This is a genomic window from Collinsella aerofaciens (genome assembly GCF_028209625.1).
In the GTDB taxonomy this organism is placed as follows: Bacteria; Actinomycetota; Coriobacteriia; order Coriobacteriales; family Coriobacteriaceae; genus Collinsella; species Collinsella aerofaciens_AM.
The window spans coordinates 1-15816 of the sequence record NZ_JAQLDU010000023.1; the positions used below are offsets into that span (position 1 = coordinate 1).

The following is a 15816-nucleotide window of genomic DNA, read 5'->3' on the forward strand; positions in this document are numbered from 1 at the left end:
GGATTCGCGCCTCAGGACTCAGCGCAACGCGTTGCGCTGAGTCCTGAGGCTGTTGCAGTGAACATGAGAATCAAGGGCTTGCCGAAAATCACCTTGGTTAATACCGATGCCGGAGAGCAGGATTTCAAACGGCATTAGAAATATAGACACGGCTGCTGAGCGCATCAAAGATATTAAGTCCAGGGACATTGTAGAGGTTTTGCGTTCATACGACCTTCTGATTGATTACTTATGCTATGTCGAAGATTCAAATTCGGGAGTGAACAAATCAAAACTGCTCGATAGCCTCTTTGGGAGTACTCCTTCTGCTGTTTTGGTCTATTTTAATGATCAGCTCATTAACTGCGTCCTCGCTCCCGAAGGCTAAAGACTTTCGTTGGAAGGCAACAACGTTCTGTCCAACGTTGCGCCAAAAGAAAACGTCGATAGCGCAAATATCGACCATTGGTTCGTTCTAAAGGATGGCTTATTAGAAGACGCTTTTGCGAAACTTGAATTCGCGGATGAAGAAGACGAAGATAATACGCCATTACCTTCATCATCTGAATCCTTGGAATCAGACCAAGGTCCTGCTGACTTCGCTATAGACTCCGAGGTTGTCATTCTGAATGAGGTGCATGAGTGCGATCGTAATAATCTCACCTCAACTGATGATTCAAATGAGGCAGAGGGTGTGGCGGTCGATTCGGGCGCCCAAGAAGCCGAACATGAAAACTCTGATGTTTCTATTCATCCTGACATCACGGATGAAATGGATTCGAACCAAATGGCCAGCATACTTGTCAAACGCAAGATGCCTCCATCAGACGATGAAGCTCGACTATTTGTCGGCAAGCTGCTTAATGAGCAAAATAGAATCCAATCGCTAGTTGCAGCGCATTATTTTCTTAAGGCCCTCTCGTTGGAGGGCGATCGACCTTGGGCTCAGTTGGCTTCACTTCAGATGGCCTATGGCTGCGATTCTAAAATTGAACGTCACCTGTATCGCGGCTCCGAATTGAAGGCTGCGTTTCCTACCGTTACTGCCGATACTAGCGCCTTACAGCTGGCCGCTTATTGTAGGGCAATGGTCGCTCCTGCAGTTGCCTATGACTATGAGCTGCATGCGACCGCGGAAACGTTTGGCAAGAACTTTGATGAGCTCTTTCCGCAATTTGTTGTATTAAAGCCGCTGTTTAATGAGCTGCTCAAAATATGGGATGTTTCTCCGGAGCGAGGTCTTGATAGTCAGATAGTTGAGATGCTCGGTGGAGAGGAGAGAAGAGACCAGGCAATAGCCGAGACCGAAAGTAAGGCAAGGCTGCTATGCGCGCCTCCTAAAGTAAAGGCGATGATTAAAGGCATCCCCGAATTTCTTGAGTTGAGTTTTGGCGATTCGAGCGATCTTGGCTCTGTTCTAACGATTGTTGCTAATGATGACCGCGAATCTCGTCCTCTAATTGAAGACGTTCTTGCTCAGTTCAAGGTTGGCAGTTCCGATGCCGAGCAGGATAAAGCCATTTCTGACTTTATCGATTCGAAATGGCGTATGGCGGTAAATGGTAAGAAAAATAGAGGGATGAATCTTGAATATGCCGCTCGTAAGCATTTGGTTAGTGCCATTGAAGACCGCATCGAAGTATTAAAGGAGTGGAACACCCTAATCGGTTCTTCATTTAGAGAGGGGGCGCTAGAACAGCTGGGAAATCTCAAGGACAGGATTCTTGTTTTGACCGATGAGGTTTCTGTTTCTGGAGCAGCTTATAATCCGGTGGATTCGACTGTGCTGGACGCTTTATTTACCGATATAAAGCGTTTACTGACGGGAAATTCTTCCTGCACAATGGACTATGAACAATTTCTTGCCACTGGATGCATTTCGATTGATTCTGGTCTTCCTGTTTTGAACATGGATCTCTCCCGTGTCGTTTATTGCGAACCTTGGAGGGTTCTGCTCGAGCACCATCTGAGCCCTAAACTTGATTCAGCTGAGGCTGCTAGGCAGATTGCTGATCCAAGTTCGAGGCTATTTGACAATTTAGGCCAGCTCGACAACATCTTGAATCTGTGTGGCGCAATAGAGGGGGTTCTGCCTCCGAGCGACCTTGATCGTAAAAATGCGCATCAGTCAGCCTTGGATGAGCTGGATAAATATAAAGATATGCTCGAAATGGCGTATGCCTACAACAAAATTGATGAGCAACAGAAGGAACGCTTGCTAGAAATAGCTCGTCTGAACATGGGATTCTTCTTTGACTTGGAAGACTATGCCAATTGGAAGTGGTTCCTTAAGGGACTTCAGAAGCAGGTCGATGATCTTTCGCTTTCGCGTAAGACCGATCTTGATCGCAGGCTATCTTCTTGTCGTCGTAAGATCCAAGGTAAAAAATCCTCCTTGCTCGATAAGGCTACCGTTTTGTTTGAAGAGGGCAACTATGCTGTAGTTGAAGAGTATTTGAATAGAATAGATGCTGGCAAGCTTGATTTGGACGTAACGCCTATTACCGAGAGCGATGTTTTCTCGGAGTTTATTAGCGATGATGTTTATAAACAGCTATTTGATTGTTGCAAGAAATCTAACAACCGAAACGATTTTGCCAAGTTCGCAAAGTCCTATATTAATAAGAATGCTCCGAAGAGTTGGGATACTGATTACAAAGATTCAGGCTATAAAGAAAACGCCTTGAAAATGGTTGGAAGTTGGCCAAAGCGCGGAAATAAAACCGGAAGTGCCGATTGCAAGGATATTGCTACATTCTTGAGAGCTCTTGGATTGTCTGTTAGGCAAGTTGAACGCACTTCTCAAGGCCAAGCTCGGTACTCCGCGTCGCTACGCCCCGCTTCTCGCGGAATGACTCAATACAGTCATCCTATTGCGGCATTTGGCACTAAAATGCCGTCAAAGCTAGATGTTTTGCTGTTGTTCGGTTCATTATCGCCTAGAGATATCTTGTCTAAAGTTCGTGCTGCCGGACTGACGAGGATGTCCCTCGTATTTGTTGATAGCCCAATGAGACTCGAGGATAAAAGAGCCTTGGCAGAGCTATCACATGCGAGCAACAATCATCTTCAATTTATCGTTATTGATCAGGTCCTTGCATTGTTCTTGGCCTTGCACGAAGAGCCCGAACGTCTTCAGTTAATGCTGAAGTGCGCCTTGCCTTTTACGTTTTATCAACCATTTGTACGCGATGGCGGTCCTACCCCAGACGAAATGTTCTGCGGCAGGGATGCTGAGCTAAGAAGCATTATGGATCCTGGTGGAGCCATAATCGTCTATGGTGGCAGACAGTTGGGCAAGACTGCGCTTCTTCAAAGAGCCGAAAGCCTCTGCCAAAAACCTGATTCCAAAGAGTTCGCAGTCTATGTCAACATTCTTAATTGCCTGACTGAAAAGGATGTTGCCTGTAAGGTTGCTGAGGCTTTTGGTGCAAAAGCTGAACTTTCGCTTGGAAAGGTTGAGGACATTCGGTCCCTTGCGGCAGCGATTGCTAAAGCCATGAACTCCAAGCTTGCTTCCAGGGTTCTGTTGCTTCTTGATGAGTGTGATAATTTTCTCAATGCTATTGCTGAGCACCATTACAGGGAGCTCCAGCCTCTTATCGACCTAAAAAGTGAATCTACTAATAGCTTTAAGTTTGTGATTGCGGGCTTGCATAATGTTTGCAGAGCAAAAAACGCTATTCAGGAGAACGGCTTCTCGGGCCAAGTTGGTTCACCCATTTGCGTCAAACCATTATCACCCCAAGAAGCGCTGCAGCTAATTTCTAGGCCGCTGCTTTATTTGGGCTTCCAAGTTGATAGGTACCCTCATCTGGAGACCATCCTTACAAACACAAATTACTATCCAGGAATCATCCAGTTCTTTGGGCATACACTGGTTGAAACCATGAAAGAACAGTATGGCGTTTATTATCGTGCTGCTGATGGACAGCCTCCGTATCCTCTCCTTGAGGAGCAACTTGGCGAAATCATTAACAAGAATGATTTGAACAACAGTATTAGAGAAAAGTTCAGGCTCTCTCTGGAGCTCGATGAGCGATACTTTATGCTTGCTCGGTGTATCGCCATGTTGAGCTTTGCTGCAGAACGCGAGGATGATCAGAAGTCCCTGCTTGACGGCTTCAGTATCGACGCTATTCAGAAATCAGCGATCGAATTCGACATCTCATGCCTAAAATGCGAATCCCAGAGCGCTCTGGAGATACTGCTTGACGAAATGGTCGAGATGGGTATTTTGACTAAACCTTCTATGACTGTTCATTGTTATAAACTGCGCAGGCATTCGTTCTTGAATATCATCGGACCCAATGAAGATGCTGTTTTCGATGACATCATCGAAGCTAATGAGTGCGCTAAGGTTTAAAGGAAAGTGTGGCTTCATGGGCATGGACCATTCGTACATATGGTGGACCAATGTTACGGGTCCTCAGATGTTTATAAAATCAGTCGTGAGTTCTCTCTCGGACAATTACAATGTGCGATTGCTTCTGCCCAAGTTGTGCCCTTGGCCAAATAGGATGAGGGAGTTAATTGCTGAAGCCGCCCAAAGCGAATACGCGCTGGAAGGTGTCACTATTGATGTGGTCACACCGGATGATTTTAACAATGCTCAGAGTCCAGTTGAAGTGCTGCTTGATCGCTACGCTCTGAATGACGTAAGACTAAGATATAGGAATTCACTTAATCCCGCTGAGTATCTTATCCAGAATCACGTGTTGAAAGACAGAATCGTCTGGTTGACAGGTTTTGAGCCGAAAGACATTAAAACTTGGATGGGCTTAATCTGCGGGTGGCCATCTACAACACCTTTAGATGGATTGTTTGTTGTAGAGACTTCTTTTGATGGATGGTCTTCGCTGGATCAAAATGAAAATGATGGGTGCAAGACTATCAGTTATCGTGATTGCATAGGCGAGTATAGCGTTTCGTTATTCAATGGTTTACTTGTGGATGAAATGCCTTCAATGGCTTTTTCGGGTCAAGAAAAAAGCTACTGCGCCTCGCTGCTCTCCAACGTCTGCGGTGGGGACGTTGAGGTGTCAGATATCTTATCCGAGAACCTCGAACTTATGCTTGATAACAGCTATGATGTGCTCTGTTCTGTTTTAGATTGCTTTGATAATGATAGGGTCAAAGCTGATCATAATAATGTTCTTGCTATCGCTCTGCGAGCCGATAAGGGCTCAATCGATCGAAGAGTCTGGAAAGCACAGGTCGAGATTCTGTTCCCCATCTTGGAGGCTAGGCGATTGGCGGTGATAGCAAGAGTACGTGATCAGCTTACTGCCGTTTTGGAAAGCAGTGATGTCTCTCAATTTGGCGAGCGCGTATCTGAACCCGAGGATGTTGAACTCGGAACCCTTGTATACCTAATGGCGCAAACTAACGATGACGGCGAAAGACTATTATATATCCCCGATCGAGAGCTCAGGAACGAAATCCATCTTCTTCGCGAATGCCGCAATATTATTGCGCACCACAAAATATGCGAATGGAGCCAAGTTAGATGGTTACTTGAATCAAGTGGAGATTCAGACGTATAAATTTCTAGATAAGACACTTTCGCAATAATGCATTTATTGATTGGCTGGCCCATGGTTAAACGTCTCAATATTAATCGATATAAGAAATTAAACGATATTGCTATTGAATTTGACTGTGGCGTTAATGCCATATCGGGAACGAATGGCACTTGCAAGACTACCCTGCTGCATATGATCAGCAACGCATACAAAGCTGTCAGCAGGAAAGATCACCAATTTAAAGATCCCGAAGCATTAAGAATGATTAATTCTCTCAATGCTCAAGTGAATACGAAGATCGAAAAATTAGCAAAAGGTGATAGGCAGTATAATAACCCTGCCCCTGGCTATAAAGAGGGGTCGTTGTTTGAAGTCGAGTATTTAGATGGTTCGCGACTGTCTTTTAGAAAGCATAATTCGGCCGTCAATAATCGATATGCAATTAAGCCCTATTACAAAAAAGGCAGTCATGATAGGTTGCCAGCCAAGCCAGTGCTTTATCTCGGACTGGCTCGTCTAATTCCTTGGGGAGAATATCAAGACGACGGTGCGCTGAAAAACTCATCATTCATACTCCCTGAGGACGCCCAGTCTGAGCTGAGCGATCTTTATGCTCGAATCACCGGAATTCACGCAAGCTCATTTCAAGCACAAAGTCTAAGAGACATTAAGAAAAGACAAGAATTTAGCACGGATATTGAAGGCGTAGATTCAAATACAGTATCTAGCGGCGAAGAGAATGTCTTGATACTTCTAACCGCCTTGCTCTCATTAAAAAGATATTATGAGGCTTTAGACGAGAGCTCTCAATCGGAAACGGTTTGTAGCCTATTGCTTGTTGACGAGCTTGATGCAACTCTGCACCCTTCGTTCCAATATGCTTTGCTTCAATTGCTTATTGAATACTCGACGCTATTCCATATTCAAATAGTCTTTACTACTCACAGTATCTTTATGTTAAAGCAAATGTTTAAAGAAAAACAGAATGTAATTTACCTGTATGACGGCGCAGGTGTTGTTTCCAAAATGGACAACCCTGATATTGAAAAAATAGAGATGTATCTCACAAATAGATCCCGAGCGGACCTATTCTCTGAAAAGAAAATACCTGTATTCACCGAAGATGAAGAAGCAAGGTGCCTCATTCGCCTGTTGATATCCCATCTATGCAAACAGGCAGATGGATTTAATCACTTAAACAGACATATCCATTTGATAGACGGAAATCTTGGCGGTGACGTTATATCTAGCCTATTTAAAGATTCCCAATTAAGACAATCCGCCATTGCGTCGTTCGCTATTCTCGACGGTGATAAGCCTTCGAATCTTTCCAAAAACACAATTGCCTTACCCGGAGATGGATCGTCGCCCGAATGGCTATTATTTGACTACGCAATTAAATTGTCAACTGATGGTAACAATCCCTTCTGGGCTGACGAATGCATTCAAGGTGAAGGTTTTTCCATAAGTAATTTTAACCAATGGATCAAGCCTGAAATAGATGAGGCGCGCAACGTTGTTGGCGGTGGCCAAAAGCGGGAGAAAGCCAAGGCAGTTTTTAACAGGAATATACTATTTTTCACGTATGTCTTTAAGGCATGGATGCTTGATTCCGCAAATGCAAGGGATATAAGGAAATTTGGATTCAATCTCCAGGCCGTTTACCATAAAACAGCCAACTATCACCGTATTTTCATTCCATCAACTGTTGATTTCGGTATTTATACTTTTAAGTACGAATAGACTGTAAAATATTCTGATTTAAAAAATAGTCAATTGTTAGCATTTGCGCAAGCTAAGGAGGTGTAGTTAGTGCCGGCAACACTTACGCCAGTGCGATATCCAGGGGGTAAGACGAAGATTTACCCTGAAATCAAATCGATACTTGAAGCAAACAACCTGCTTGGGCACGCTTATGCAGAGTTATTTGCAGGAGGAGCAGGCCTCGCTATTAAGTTGCTTCTAAAAAATGACGTTAAATCGATTGTAATTAATGATTTTGATCCTGCTGTGTATTGCATGTGGGACGTGATAGTAAATCACAGCGAGGAGTTATGCGAATTTATCAATGACGCAAAACTTAATATAGATACATGGAAATCGATGCGAGAGATTTATCGTTCAAAGGATGTCAGCGATAGCCTTGCGTTAGGTAAAGCATGCTTTTATCTTAATAGAACCAATGTCTCTGGTATTTTGAGCGGCGGAGTTATAGGCGGTCTAGACCAAACTGGAACTTATAAAATGGATGCTCGATTCAATCGCAAAACGCTCATTGCTAAAATACAACGAATTGAAGAATATAAAGACAGAATTGAAGTTACGAACCTTGATGCTGAAGAGTTTATAACTCGGCGATTAACAGATTCCGAACTGTTTGCATATCTTGATCCTCCTTACGTCCAAAAGGGTCCCGGTTTATATCGAAGTTCTTTTACTAACGAGAAGCATCGCTCATTAGCCCGTAAAATCGGTAGTGCACAGAGTAAATGGGTTGTAACTTATGATGCAGACGTATTGATTAAATCCATTTACAACGATTACGAACAGAGTAATCTTGAAATTGGATATTCTGCCAATCTAAAAACTGTTGGCAAAGAGAAGATAATACTTGGGCCAGGACTTATTTGGCCCGCTAGTCTTAAATCATAGCTCTTTTAGAACGATCGACTTACCGGTGGCTTCAAGACCGATCAGGCATTAGCCACCGGTAAGTTGTTATACTAATTAGACCACATTAACCTTATGATGTTTCCGGCCAATCTAGAAACACGGACAATGCTCTCTTTGTCGGCAGACAGCGTGCCGTGAGCCCATTTTGATAGAATTCCCTCAAAATTGTATTTGCCATCTATCCATTCGCTATTCAATGTAATCTCATTAATATCTTCAAAGTTGGCGGTCTCCGTCATTTTCTTCTTGGCTTCTTTTAAAAAGGGCTTTAAAGCGCCATCCTTGCAATCATTATTAGGATCGCTTGCTTTAAAGTACTCTTGTGCGCATATTTCTAGTAGCAGTCGCATTGAAAACGCAACTATTGGAAGATAATGGAATCTCTTCTGTTCATTCTTTAAATAAAAATGGTAAATGTCGTCGATGGCTCGATATAGCTCATTTGATCTGCTGCCTTTCGGTCGAAGCATTCCGCCAAACAGAACCTCTTCTTTGGTTTTTACTGGTTTTCTCCTCTTATGGGGCAAAGCCTTCGCGGTGGACATTTCTTTTCTATTGTTTGGGGCGTTGCTGCCACCCAGCTTGGTAATTGGCTTGCTTTCATTAAATGAAGAAATGTTGGCGTACCTGTCTGGATTTAGCTCAATTAGCGCATCCTTCAGTCTGCCGGCGTTTTTCCTTGCTGAGCTCAGATCCTCATTTCTAATCCGTGCGATATCTTTCAGAATTTCGACGGCTTCCTCGAGATTATGATTAGTTACGAGCTCGTTATTCTTAATTGAAAATCCAATTTTGTTTAAATTCGATTCAGTTAACAACCTTTTCTCGACATATTCTTCGTTTATTTTTTTATTCGTCGCTACAATTCCGCCTGTAGCTTCATCAAGCAACATAAGAGGGCCCTTGGGCTGTCCCCTAAAGTTATGCAAGAATTGTTCGTATTGAAGCTTGCCCCACTTATTCGAAGATCGATGGATTCGTTCGACAATCTCTAAAGCAATTTCTTTTGTGCAAACATTACAAGGTAAGACCGTTAGATTGCGTAACTCCGGTTCCACTTCAAAGACACCGATCCTATTAAAGGCATCCTGATATAAATCTGGATCTTTAATACACTTCAATAGGGCTACGCGACGATTTCCGTCATAGACGGTAAATGTATCGTCCGCATTTGCGACAACTACAGGTATCTCGTTTAGATGGTAACGTTTGCCCATTTCAACGATTAATGAGTCTAGATTCCAGTTATCACTATCATTAACAATCGCCCTTTTAATGATTTCAGAATCGCTCATGCTCTCATCCACAGGGTCTCTAGGATTCTCGGTCCATAAGCGTAGTTTTGATAACGGTATAGGTTTAATCGCTTGTTCAGGCATCATTACAACAACTCCATAAGGAAAGATCGATGAACTATCAAAATTATAGTGAGTCACAATGCTTGCTAGCTGTGGAATCAATCTCAATACCGGCATTAAATGCATTCACCTGAAGATGACGTAACATCCATTCACAGGGTAGGGAGAGTTTAATCGTTAACATGCAGCACCTAATGATAATGGTCGTATTCTGACAACTGCCGTAAGAGCCCAATTGAGGGTCAATAAACTCGCGAAGCCCCCAGACGGCCCATTGCGGACGTTATGCAGCCCCTCCTTTCACCGACTGGCAAAACGATTTACACCTAATTTCGGGGTTCGTTTACAGGCAATTCGTTCGCCACTCGCCGATCTCGCTACACTAATAACTGCTGCTACCAGGTAGTTTCCTGGCGCAGTTTCCATTGGCTCTTGCGAAGATCGGAGCGGTTATGTTTGCTGCCGCGTTCCACACCAGCCGTCACTACATCCTGTTTACTGCCATGGCCTGCCTATGCGTTTTGCTGGGCGGGCCTTCTTATGCCGCGGGCGCGGAAAGCCTGTTCATTGCGGGCGTCACGTACTACGAGCCGGGTGTATCGGGTCCCAGGTGGGCCTGGACAGATGCCGGCCATCTGGAGCTTACCGGCTACGCGGGCGAGGCCATCGGCGCGGACGACGACCTGGTGGTGACGCTTGTGGGGCAAAACTCCGTGGTTGAGACGAGCGCGCCCGACGTGGACATCTCGCGGTGCGGCATGGAGGTGTGGGGCGATCTGACGCTCCGCGGCACCGGGTCGCTGGTGGCTACGGGCTCGCAGTGCGGAATCTACGTGTCGGGGACGCTCGCGGTGGACGGCTGCAAGGTTGACGCGCGTGCCGATGGCGCCGGCATCGCAGATGCGCGGGTGGCCGGCGTGATCGCGGATGGTCTTGCCGTTCGCGGCGATGGGCGCGTTGTCGCCGCGGGCGCGGGCTCCGGGGCGGGCGTGCGCACCTATGGTGTGTGTCTGCTGGGCGGGGCTGCTGGCGGTGACGCGGCCGGGCAGCTTACCATCGATGCGTCCTGGCTGGATGCGTCGGGCGCCGACGCCGGCGTCGCCTGCCTGGGCGGATCGTTTGCATCCGCGCGCTTTGTGGCTCCTGCGGGTGGGGCCTTTGGCGAGGGCGGCGTGGTGGATGCCGACGGGTCCGTGGCAGCGCGTGTGACAATCGTGCCCGTGGATGCCACGGCGTCGGCGGGGGAGACCGGTGGGCCCGATGTGCCGGGGGATGGTCTGTCCGCCCCTGGCGCTGACCCCGCTACTGTCGAGCCAGCTGCGGATCCGTCGACGATTCCCATGCTTAAGCCCGCGGCCGCGACTAAGTCGGCGACCACGACCACAGTGACCAACACCACGGCCGCCAAGGCCTCTAGGCCCAAGGTCACCACCAAGACCTCCTCGTCGCTTCCCAAAACCAGCGACACAAATTGGATCGTCGTGTCCCTAACGCTATTTCTTCTTGGCACAGCGTTCCTCACCACCTCACATTGTTGCTGATGTGGTGAGGAACATCTGGCTTAAATGTAGGAGTTCTGCAGACGCTTTAGAGGCAACGCTTTCAGTGAAGGAGTGTTGCCTTTTTCATGCGAGCAATGCCGGACGTGCTGGTAATGTGTGCCGGTGGATACTCAGTGCATGTGCTTGACAGCGCGCAAGTTTGAAAATAGTATCATTACAGTGATTAGGGTCCAGAAACTTTCGATGCCTGGAACCGGAGGGGAGCCTGCGGGTTCCCCTTTTATTTTCGGGAAGAGCGACGATGCCCAAAGAATTCCTTACCTACCAGCAGCAGATGGAGAAGCTCAGAAGCTCCGGCCTCAGAATCGAGGACGAAGAGGTTTGCCGAAGGGTGCTTGCGGACATCGGCTATTTCCCGGTCGTGAACGGCTACCAGTCGTTTTTCCGCGACCCGAGCACCCGGGTATACCGCGAAGGTGCCACTTTTGGAGACATCCTAGCGCTTTACGAGTTCGACGTCGAGCTTAGGGAGATAATGCTCGATGCGCTGCTCAAGGTCGAGGCGAAGATCAGGTCGGCGCTGGCCTACGAGTTCTGCGCTGCATATGGCGAGTCCCAGAGCAAGTATCTAGACGCCCGCTGCTACGCGACGTCGAAGGGCGCGAAGCGAGTTCTCCCAAAGCTGCTGAACATGCTTGACTATATCGCCAACAAGGATACCAGCCACGAATACCTTGCCTACTACCGCAGGGCATATAAGAACGTGCCTCTATGGGTCGCCGTGAACGCCATGACCTTCGGACAGACTTCGAAAATGCTCACGGCGCTCAGGGACAGCGAGAAGGCCAAGATTGCTAAGAGGTTCGGGGTCGGAAACCCGAAAGAACTCTCGTCGTTTATCCGCGTACTCGCCCTCTACAGGAACGTCTGCGCACATGGAGAGCGTCTCTTCTCCCACAGGTGTCACGTCGAGATTCCTGACACGGCCTTGCACGCCAAGCTCGGCATCGAAAAGATTGGGCCGGATTACGCTTGCGGCAAGGTAGACGTTTTCTCGGCAGTGATCACCCTTCGATACCTCCTTCGCGACGACGAGTTCAAGACATTCAAGGCCAAGCTCGTCAAGTGCGTTAACGGATACTTGTCATTGGATGAGAGCATCGGCGAGGAGCGCCTCCTTGATGCCATGGGTTTCCCAGCCGAATGGAAAAAGATAACTAGGTATAAAATTTAGATTCGACCCGCCTAAAAGTAAATCACTTGTTTTAGGAAATTATTGACGACGGAATTGAGCGTCAATCCCTTGGTGCAGACGCGTTGTGGTTATCGGTTGCCATAATGGATGCAAGGCGGGGGGGGTCGGCTGGCTCGGGCGCATTTTTCTTAACGCTTTTCTTACCTGGCATAGCACTCTTGGGCACCGCATATCGTTGCTGAATGGCCCGATTTTCGGAAGTGCGGGTAAAAATTTAAAACCGCCGAGCACAAACTGATTTTTAGCAACAAAACAGCAGATCGCGGAAGCTCGAAACTGGGGTCTGGGCGGCAGATCTCGGTTTCCCCGCACTTTCGGAATCGCATAACAGAAGTATGCGGCAAATTCCGGAACCCCCGACCACAACCCCCTTCTAACGTAAAGAAACCGCAGGTGGAAGTGTTGCCGCTTTTCGGTGTAGTCAACAAGTCTGAGATTTGCCGCATACTTTCGGAGATTGCCAGCTGTCAGAGTTCGTCTCTTATAGGAATAATCCAATTCACGCCGCGTTACATCTAGTCTGCTCTTTATACTTGGATATCAACACTAAGGAGGCAGCCGTGCTTTGGAGCTATGTTCAGCTTGATGATGGCACCCAATTTGCCTACTCAGAGACAAGAGAAGACGGAACCGTTCGCGTGGCCGTCGAGCGCCCGGTTGACTTTGGCTTTGACCATGCGGAATGCTTCTTGCCTGCGGTCAAATGGTTCAACGTCGAAGGATTTACTGCTGATGACCTCAATTTTTTGACAGAATTTGTTAGCTCAAACGCCCCGTTTATCCTCGAGCTCGCCGAACGCCAAAAAGCCGGACCGGCGGTTTCGGCGCTGGCCCCCTGACGTTCTACTGTTGAACGGCAAATAACCCATGATCTCGCCTACCGACATATCCACTGCGGTCTCCCGCGTGCTGGCTCGCTACGACGTCCGCGAGGCATATCTGTTTGGCTCGTTTGCGCGAGGCGAACAAACGCCCGATAGCGATATTGACTTGCGCCTAGTCTGCGGCAACACCATGACGTTCGGCGCGCTTCTCGAACTCTCTCATGAGCTCGAGAAGGAACTTGGGCGAAAGGTTGATATCGTCACCAACCCACCAGAGCACATGCGCGCGGCCTTCCGGAAAAGCATCGAGCAAGATGAGATGCGTGTCTATGAAGCGGAGTAAGCAGGATGAGGAGCTTGCGAATATTTGGGTTAGATAGAACAGCTCGCCACCTTGGGTTAACGAGCGCGATTGCGGGGCTTCTTGACTCGTCTTGCATCGTTTTCCATTTATTTTTTTCCATTTATTTATATGCTTGTCCCAGAATTTGGTCGTAAGGCGCGACCAGCGGAATCAAAAGAAAGCCTACCGAGAAGATCTTGGTCGAAGAGCACGACCAGCGCAATCAAAACAATGCTCGCGGAGAAGGCGCCTTCAATCGTTCTGGTTGAAGGCGCGTCATGTATACGTGTTATCGCAAGTAAACGTCCTTCATCACCTCAACGACCTGTTGCGCCCCAACACCCTTGATCCTGATTGTTTTGGGATCGACGGGGTCCGATTCGTAGGCCTCCATGAAGCGCCTCATGTCAGCAAGAACACCCTCGCTCATGGCGGGACGCTCGTTGCCCGCGAGCAAGGTGGCGAGGCGGCAGACGTCGTTACGGTGCTTCTTTACGCTCTTCTCATCGACTGCCTTTCCATCTGCACGCTTGGCAGACAGGTCGAGCCACGCCTTTGCTTTGAAGGGGATTAGTCCCTCGACCGACAAGGCAGCGACGCCGCCCGCCGATACTCTGTTCTCCACGAGCAATTTGTAGTACTCCTCGTCCAGCAGAATCGCAGAAAGACTAGAAACCTCCTCCCCGATGTGTATCGGCAAAAGGCCGGAATCCCCGTGGCGCAGGTTGATGTCGGTGCGTGCAAATAACTCCAGCATGGCGGGGAAGGCCGGGTCCTTCGGCTTAGAGAACCGGTAGAACTGCGGCTTCCCGCTACTCTTTTGTTTGTTCTCGTACCCGCCTTCCCGAACAAAGTCCCAGAACACGCGGCCGAACTCAGGCGTCAGCGCCTCCACCAGTAGGACTAGATCGAGATCTTTCGTTGCCCTGAAATCTTGCCCGACCTCGCCGAACAGCAGGTCGCAGGCTCCGCCACCGATTAGGACATATTCGCCCTCGCGGCCCGCGAAGCGTTCCCTGAATTTATCGATTCCCTTCATAATCAACCCCAAGCACTCGATTCAGGACGTACTCGATCTCGCCCGCGACGCGCGGGTCGTCCCTCATATCGTCGGGAAGGGATAGGATGGCGGAAAGCGGGTCGACAATACACCCGGGCGCTGGCTCGGGCTCGTAGCGTAGCACCTGCACTACGCACGCGGGCTCCTCTGGTTCGTCGAATCCAGCGTTACGTGCACCGGTCGCCAGCCCTAGGACGCGCTCTTGCGCTTTGGTCGCGGTGAAAGTCGGCCAGGGGTCGTCCTGCAGCATCGAGATCTCACTCAGCGCCGAAACTCCTCCTGGTGGAAGGCCCACATCGGGTACGCGGGTCAGGCGATGCTCCCTTGCGACCGGACTTGCCATGTATGGCTCAAGCCGCCGCCACAGCGCCATCTTATTCCGGTCAGGGCGTAGGACCCGTCGGCGCCCTTCGGACACGATGATCGAGGGGTCGACAGCAGCGAGTTCATCGAACGCGCGCGAGACGGTCATCTTTGCTACGGCGAGAACGTTCGCCGCCTGAGTTACGTTGGCTCCGTCGAGTTCACCGTAGAGCGCCATGATGGCGAGACGCTGCGCCTGGGGCGAGAGCGTCTCGATGCTCACCTGCTTACGGCCGCCCGCATGGCTCTTGCCGCCATTCAGAGCGACTCCCAGGAACGGTAGGTACACCTGCTTGTCTGTAGCTACAAAGGCGAGGCCGGCCTCAAGCATTCGCTCGACCCTATAGCCCGTGGCGCTCTCGAGAGCGAAAGCCACGGGAATCCCCAGAGCTGTCTCCAGCGTGTTGCGGTGTTTCGCCATGGTCTTCACCGTCGCGTTCTCGATGGGGAAAGCCATCACGAACGGCACACCGAAGGCGGTCCACCGCTCAAGGGAGTACAACCCCCTCAGATACAGGGGAAGCCCCGAGACGTCAACGGGCTCACGCTCAACTTTCGAATGCAGCATCTTCTCAACGAATTCCCGCATGCCTCGCCTCCTTGTGTAACATGCTATTTTGAAATGTAACATTAATGATGTTACAAGGCAAACTATTAAGTTACATATAAAGACGCCCTGTGTATGCTACCGTTTCAAACCCGGCAAAACCCAAAGCGAGTGCAAGTGGCGTGTTCTCCACACTCGCCAAGACCGCCGACAACCACTGAATTGCCATGGCCTTGGTGCTGTTCACACTAGGAAAGCATTCATCGCAATCGCACGCCGTTGTTGTTGTGACTCATTTCCGGAAGTGTGTGGGGGGTGTTCCTATAGTTTTGTCAACTGGGCAATGCTGTTTTCGAGATTGAATCGCGACATGCTAACGCCAGGCCT

General features: G+C 48.7%; 11 protein-coding genes. 8 read left to right on the forward strand and 3 right to left on the reverse strand.

Going from position 1 to position 15816, the window contains the following annotated elements:
• Positions 1-376: 376 nt before the first annotated feature.
• The 4 genes from PMW70_RS09145 (at position 377) to PMW70_RS09160 (ending at position 8156) form a co-directional block, all read left to right on the forward strand.
• A complete protein-coding gene (locus PMW70_RS09145) occupies positions 377-4345 on the forward strand; it encodes an AAA family ATPase (RefSeq protein WP_271744677.1) in 3969 nt (1322 codons plus the stop codon).
• A 154-nt stretch (positions 4346-4499) separates the two neighbouring features.
• On the forward strand, positions 4500-5525 hold the full coding sequence (locus PMW70_RS09150) for a hypothetical protein (protein WP_147352159.1): 1026 nt from the start codon (positions 4500-4502) through the stop codon (positions 5523-5525).
• Positions 5526-5576: 51 nt separating this feature from the next.
• On the forward strand, positions 5577-7247 hold the full coding sequence (locus PMW70_RS09155) for an AAA family ATPase (protein WP_158567053.1): 1671 nt from the start codon (positions 5577-5579) through the stop codon (positions 7245-7247).
• Between the two features lie 69 nt (positions 7248-7316).
• Positions 7317-8156: a DNA adenine methylase gene (locus PMW70_RS09160; protein ID WP_117767092.1), complete on the forward strand. Its 840-nt coding sequence runs from the start codon at positions 7317-7319 to the stop codon at positions 8154-8156.
• A gap of 71 nt (positions 8157-8227) precedes the next feature.
• Here PMW70_RS09160 and PMW70_RS09165 read toward each other — a convergent pair whose 3' ends face one another.
• Positions 8228-9652, reverse strand: coding sequence for a hypothetical protein (locus PMW70_RS09165; protein ID WP_271744678.1), 1425 nt, complete (start codon positions 9650-9652; stop codon positions 8228-8230).
• Between the two features lie 335 nt (positions 9653-9987).
• Between PMW70_RS09165 and PMW70_RS09170 the strand changes: the two genes are divergently transcribed.
• The 4 genes from PMW70_RS09170 (at position 9988) to PMW70_RS09185 (ending at position 13459) form a co-directional block, all read left to right on the forward strand.
• Positions 9988-11076, forward strand: a complete 1089-nt coding sequence (locus tag PMW70_RS09170; protein ID WP_271744679.1) for a hypothetical protein — start codon at positions 9988-9990, stop codon at positions 11074-11076.
• Positions 11077-11338: 262 nt separating this feature from the next.
• Entirely contained in the window at positions 11339-12271 is a 933-nt protein-coding gene (locus PMW70_RS09175) for an Abi family protein (protein ID WP_271744680.1), read from the forward strand.
• A gap of 581 nt (positions 12272-12852) precedes the next feature.
• A complete protein-coding gene (locus PMW70_RS09180) occupies positions 12853-13131 on the forward strand; it encodes a hypothetical protein (RefSeq protein WP_117767084.1) in 279 nt (92 codons plus the stop codon).
• A 28-nt stretch (positions 13132-13159) separates the two neighbouring features.
• The gene (locus PMW70_RS09185) at positions 13160-13459 is read left to right on the forward strand and encodes a nucleotidyltransferase family protein (protein ID WP_117767082.1); all 300 of its coding nucleotides are present in this window, start codon (positions 13160-13162) and stop codon (positions 13457-13459) included.
• Positions 13460-13748: 289 nt separating this feature from the next.
• Here the strand turns inward: PMW70_RS09185 and PMW70_RS09190 are convergent, their stop codons facing one another.
• Together PMW70_RS09190 and PMW70_RS09195 are read right to left on the reverse strand one after the other, a co-directional pair.
• A complete protein-coding gene (locus PMW70_RS09190) occupies positions 13749-14498 on the reverse strand; it encodes a hypothetical protein (RefSeq protein ID WP_271744681.1) in 750 nt (249 codons plus the stop codon).
• Positions 14482-15471: a hypothetical protein gene (locus PMW70_RS09195; RefSeq protein ID WP_271744682.1), complete on the reverse strand. Its 990-nt coding sequence runs from the start codon at positions 15469-15471 to the stop codon at positions 14482-14484. The genes PMW70_RS09190 and PMW70_RS09195 overlap by 17 nt, the downstream gene beginning before the upstream one ends.
• Positions 15472-15816 lie beyond the last annotated feature (345 nt).

Coding starts and splice junctions, on each gene's coding strand:
- PMW70_RS09165 (WP_271744678.1), bottom strand. CDS start 9,652: ATGCCGGTATTGAGATTGATTCCACAGCTAGCAAGCATTGTGACTCAC.
- PMW70_RS09155 (WP_158567053.1), top strand. CDS start 5,577: ATGGTTAAACGTCTCAATATTAATCGATATAAGAAATTAAACGATATT.
- PMW70_RS09150 (WP_147352159.1), top strand. CDS start 4,500: ATGAGGGAGTTAATTGCTGAAGCCGCCCAAAGCGAATACGCGCTGGAA.
- PMW70_RS09190 (WP_271744681.1), bottom strand. CDS start 14,498: ATGAAGGGAATCGATAAATTCAGGGAACGCTTCGCGGGCCGCGAGGGC.
- PMW70_RS09185 (WP_117767082.1), top strand. CDS start 13,160: ATGATCTCGCCTACCGACATATCCACTGCGGTCTCCCGCGTGCTGGCT.
- PMW70_RS09175 (WP_271744680.1), top strand. CDS start 11,339: ATGCCCAAAGAATTCCTTACCTACCAGCAGCAGATGGAGAAGCTCAGA.
- PMW70_RS09195 (WP_271744682.1), bottom strand. CDS start 15,471: ATGCGGGAATTCGTTGAGAAGATGCTGCATTCGAAAGTTGAGCGTGAG.
- PMW70_RS09170 (WP_271744679.1), top strand. CDS start 9,988: ATGTTTGCTGCCGCGTTCCACACCAGCCGTCACTACATCCTGTTTACT.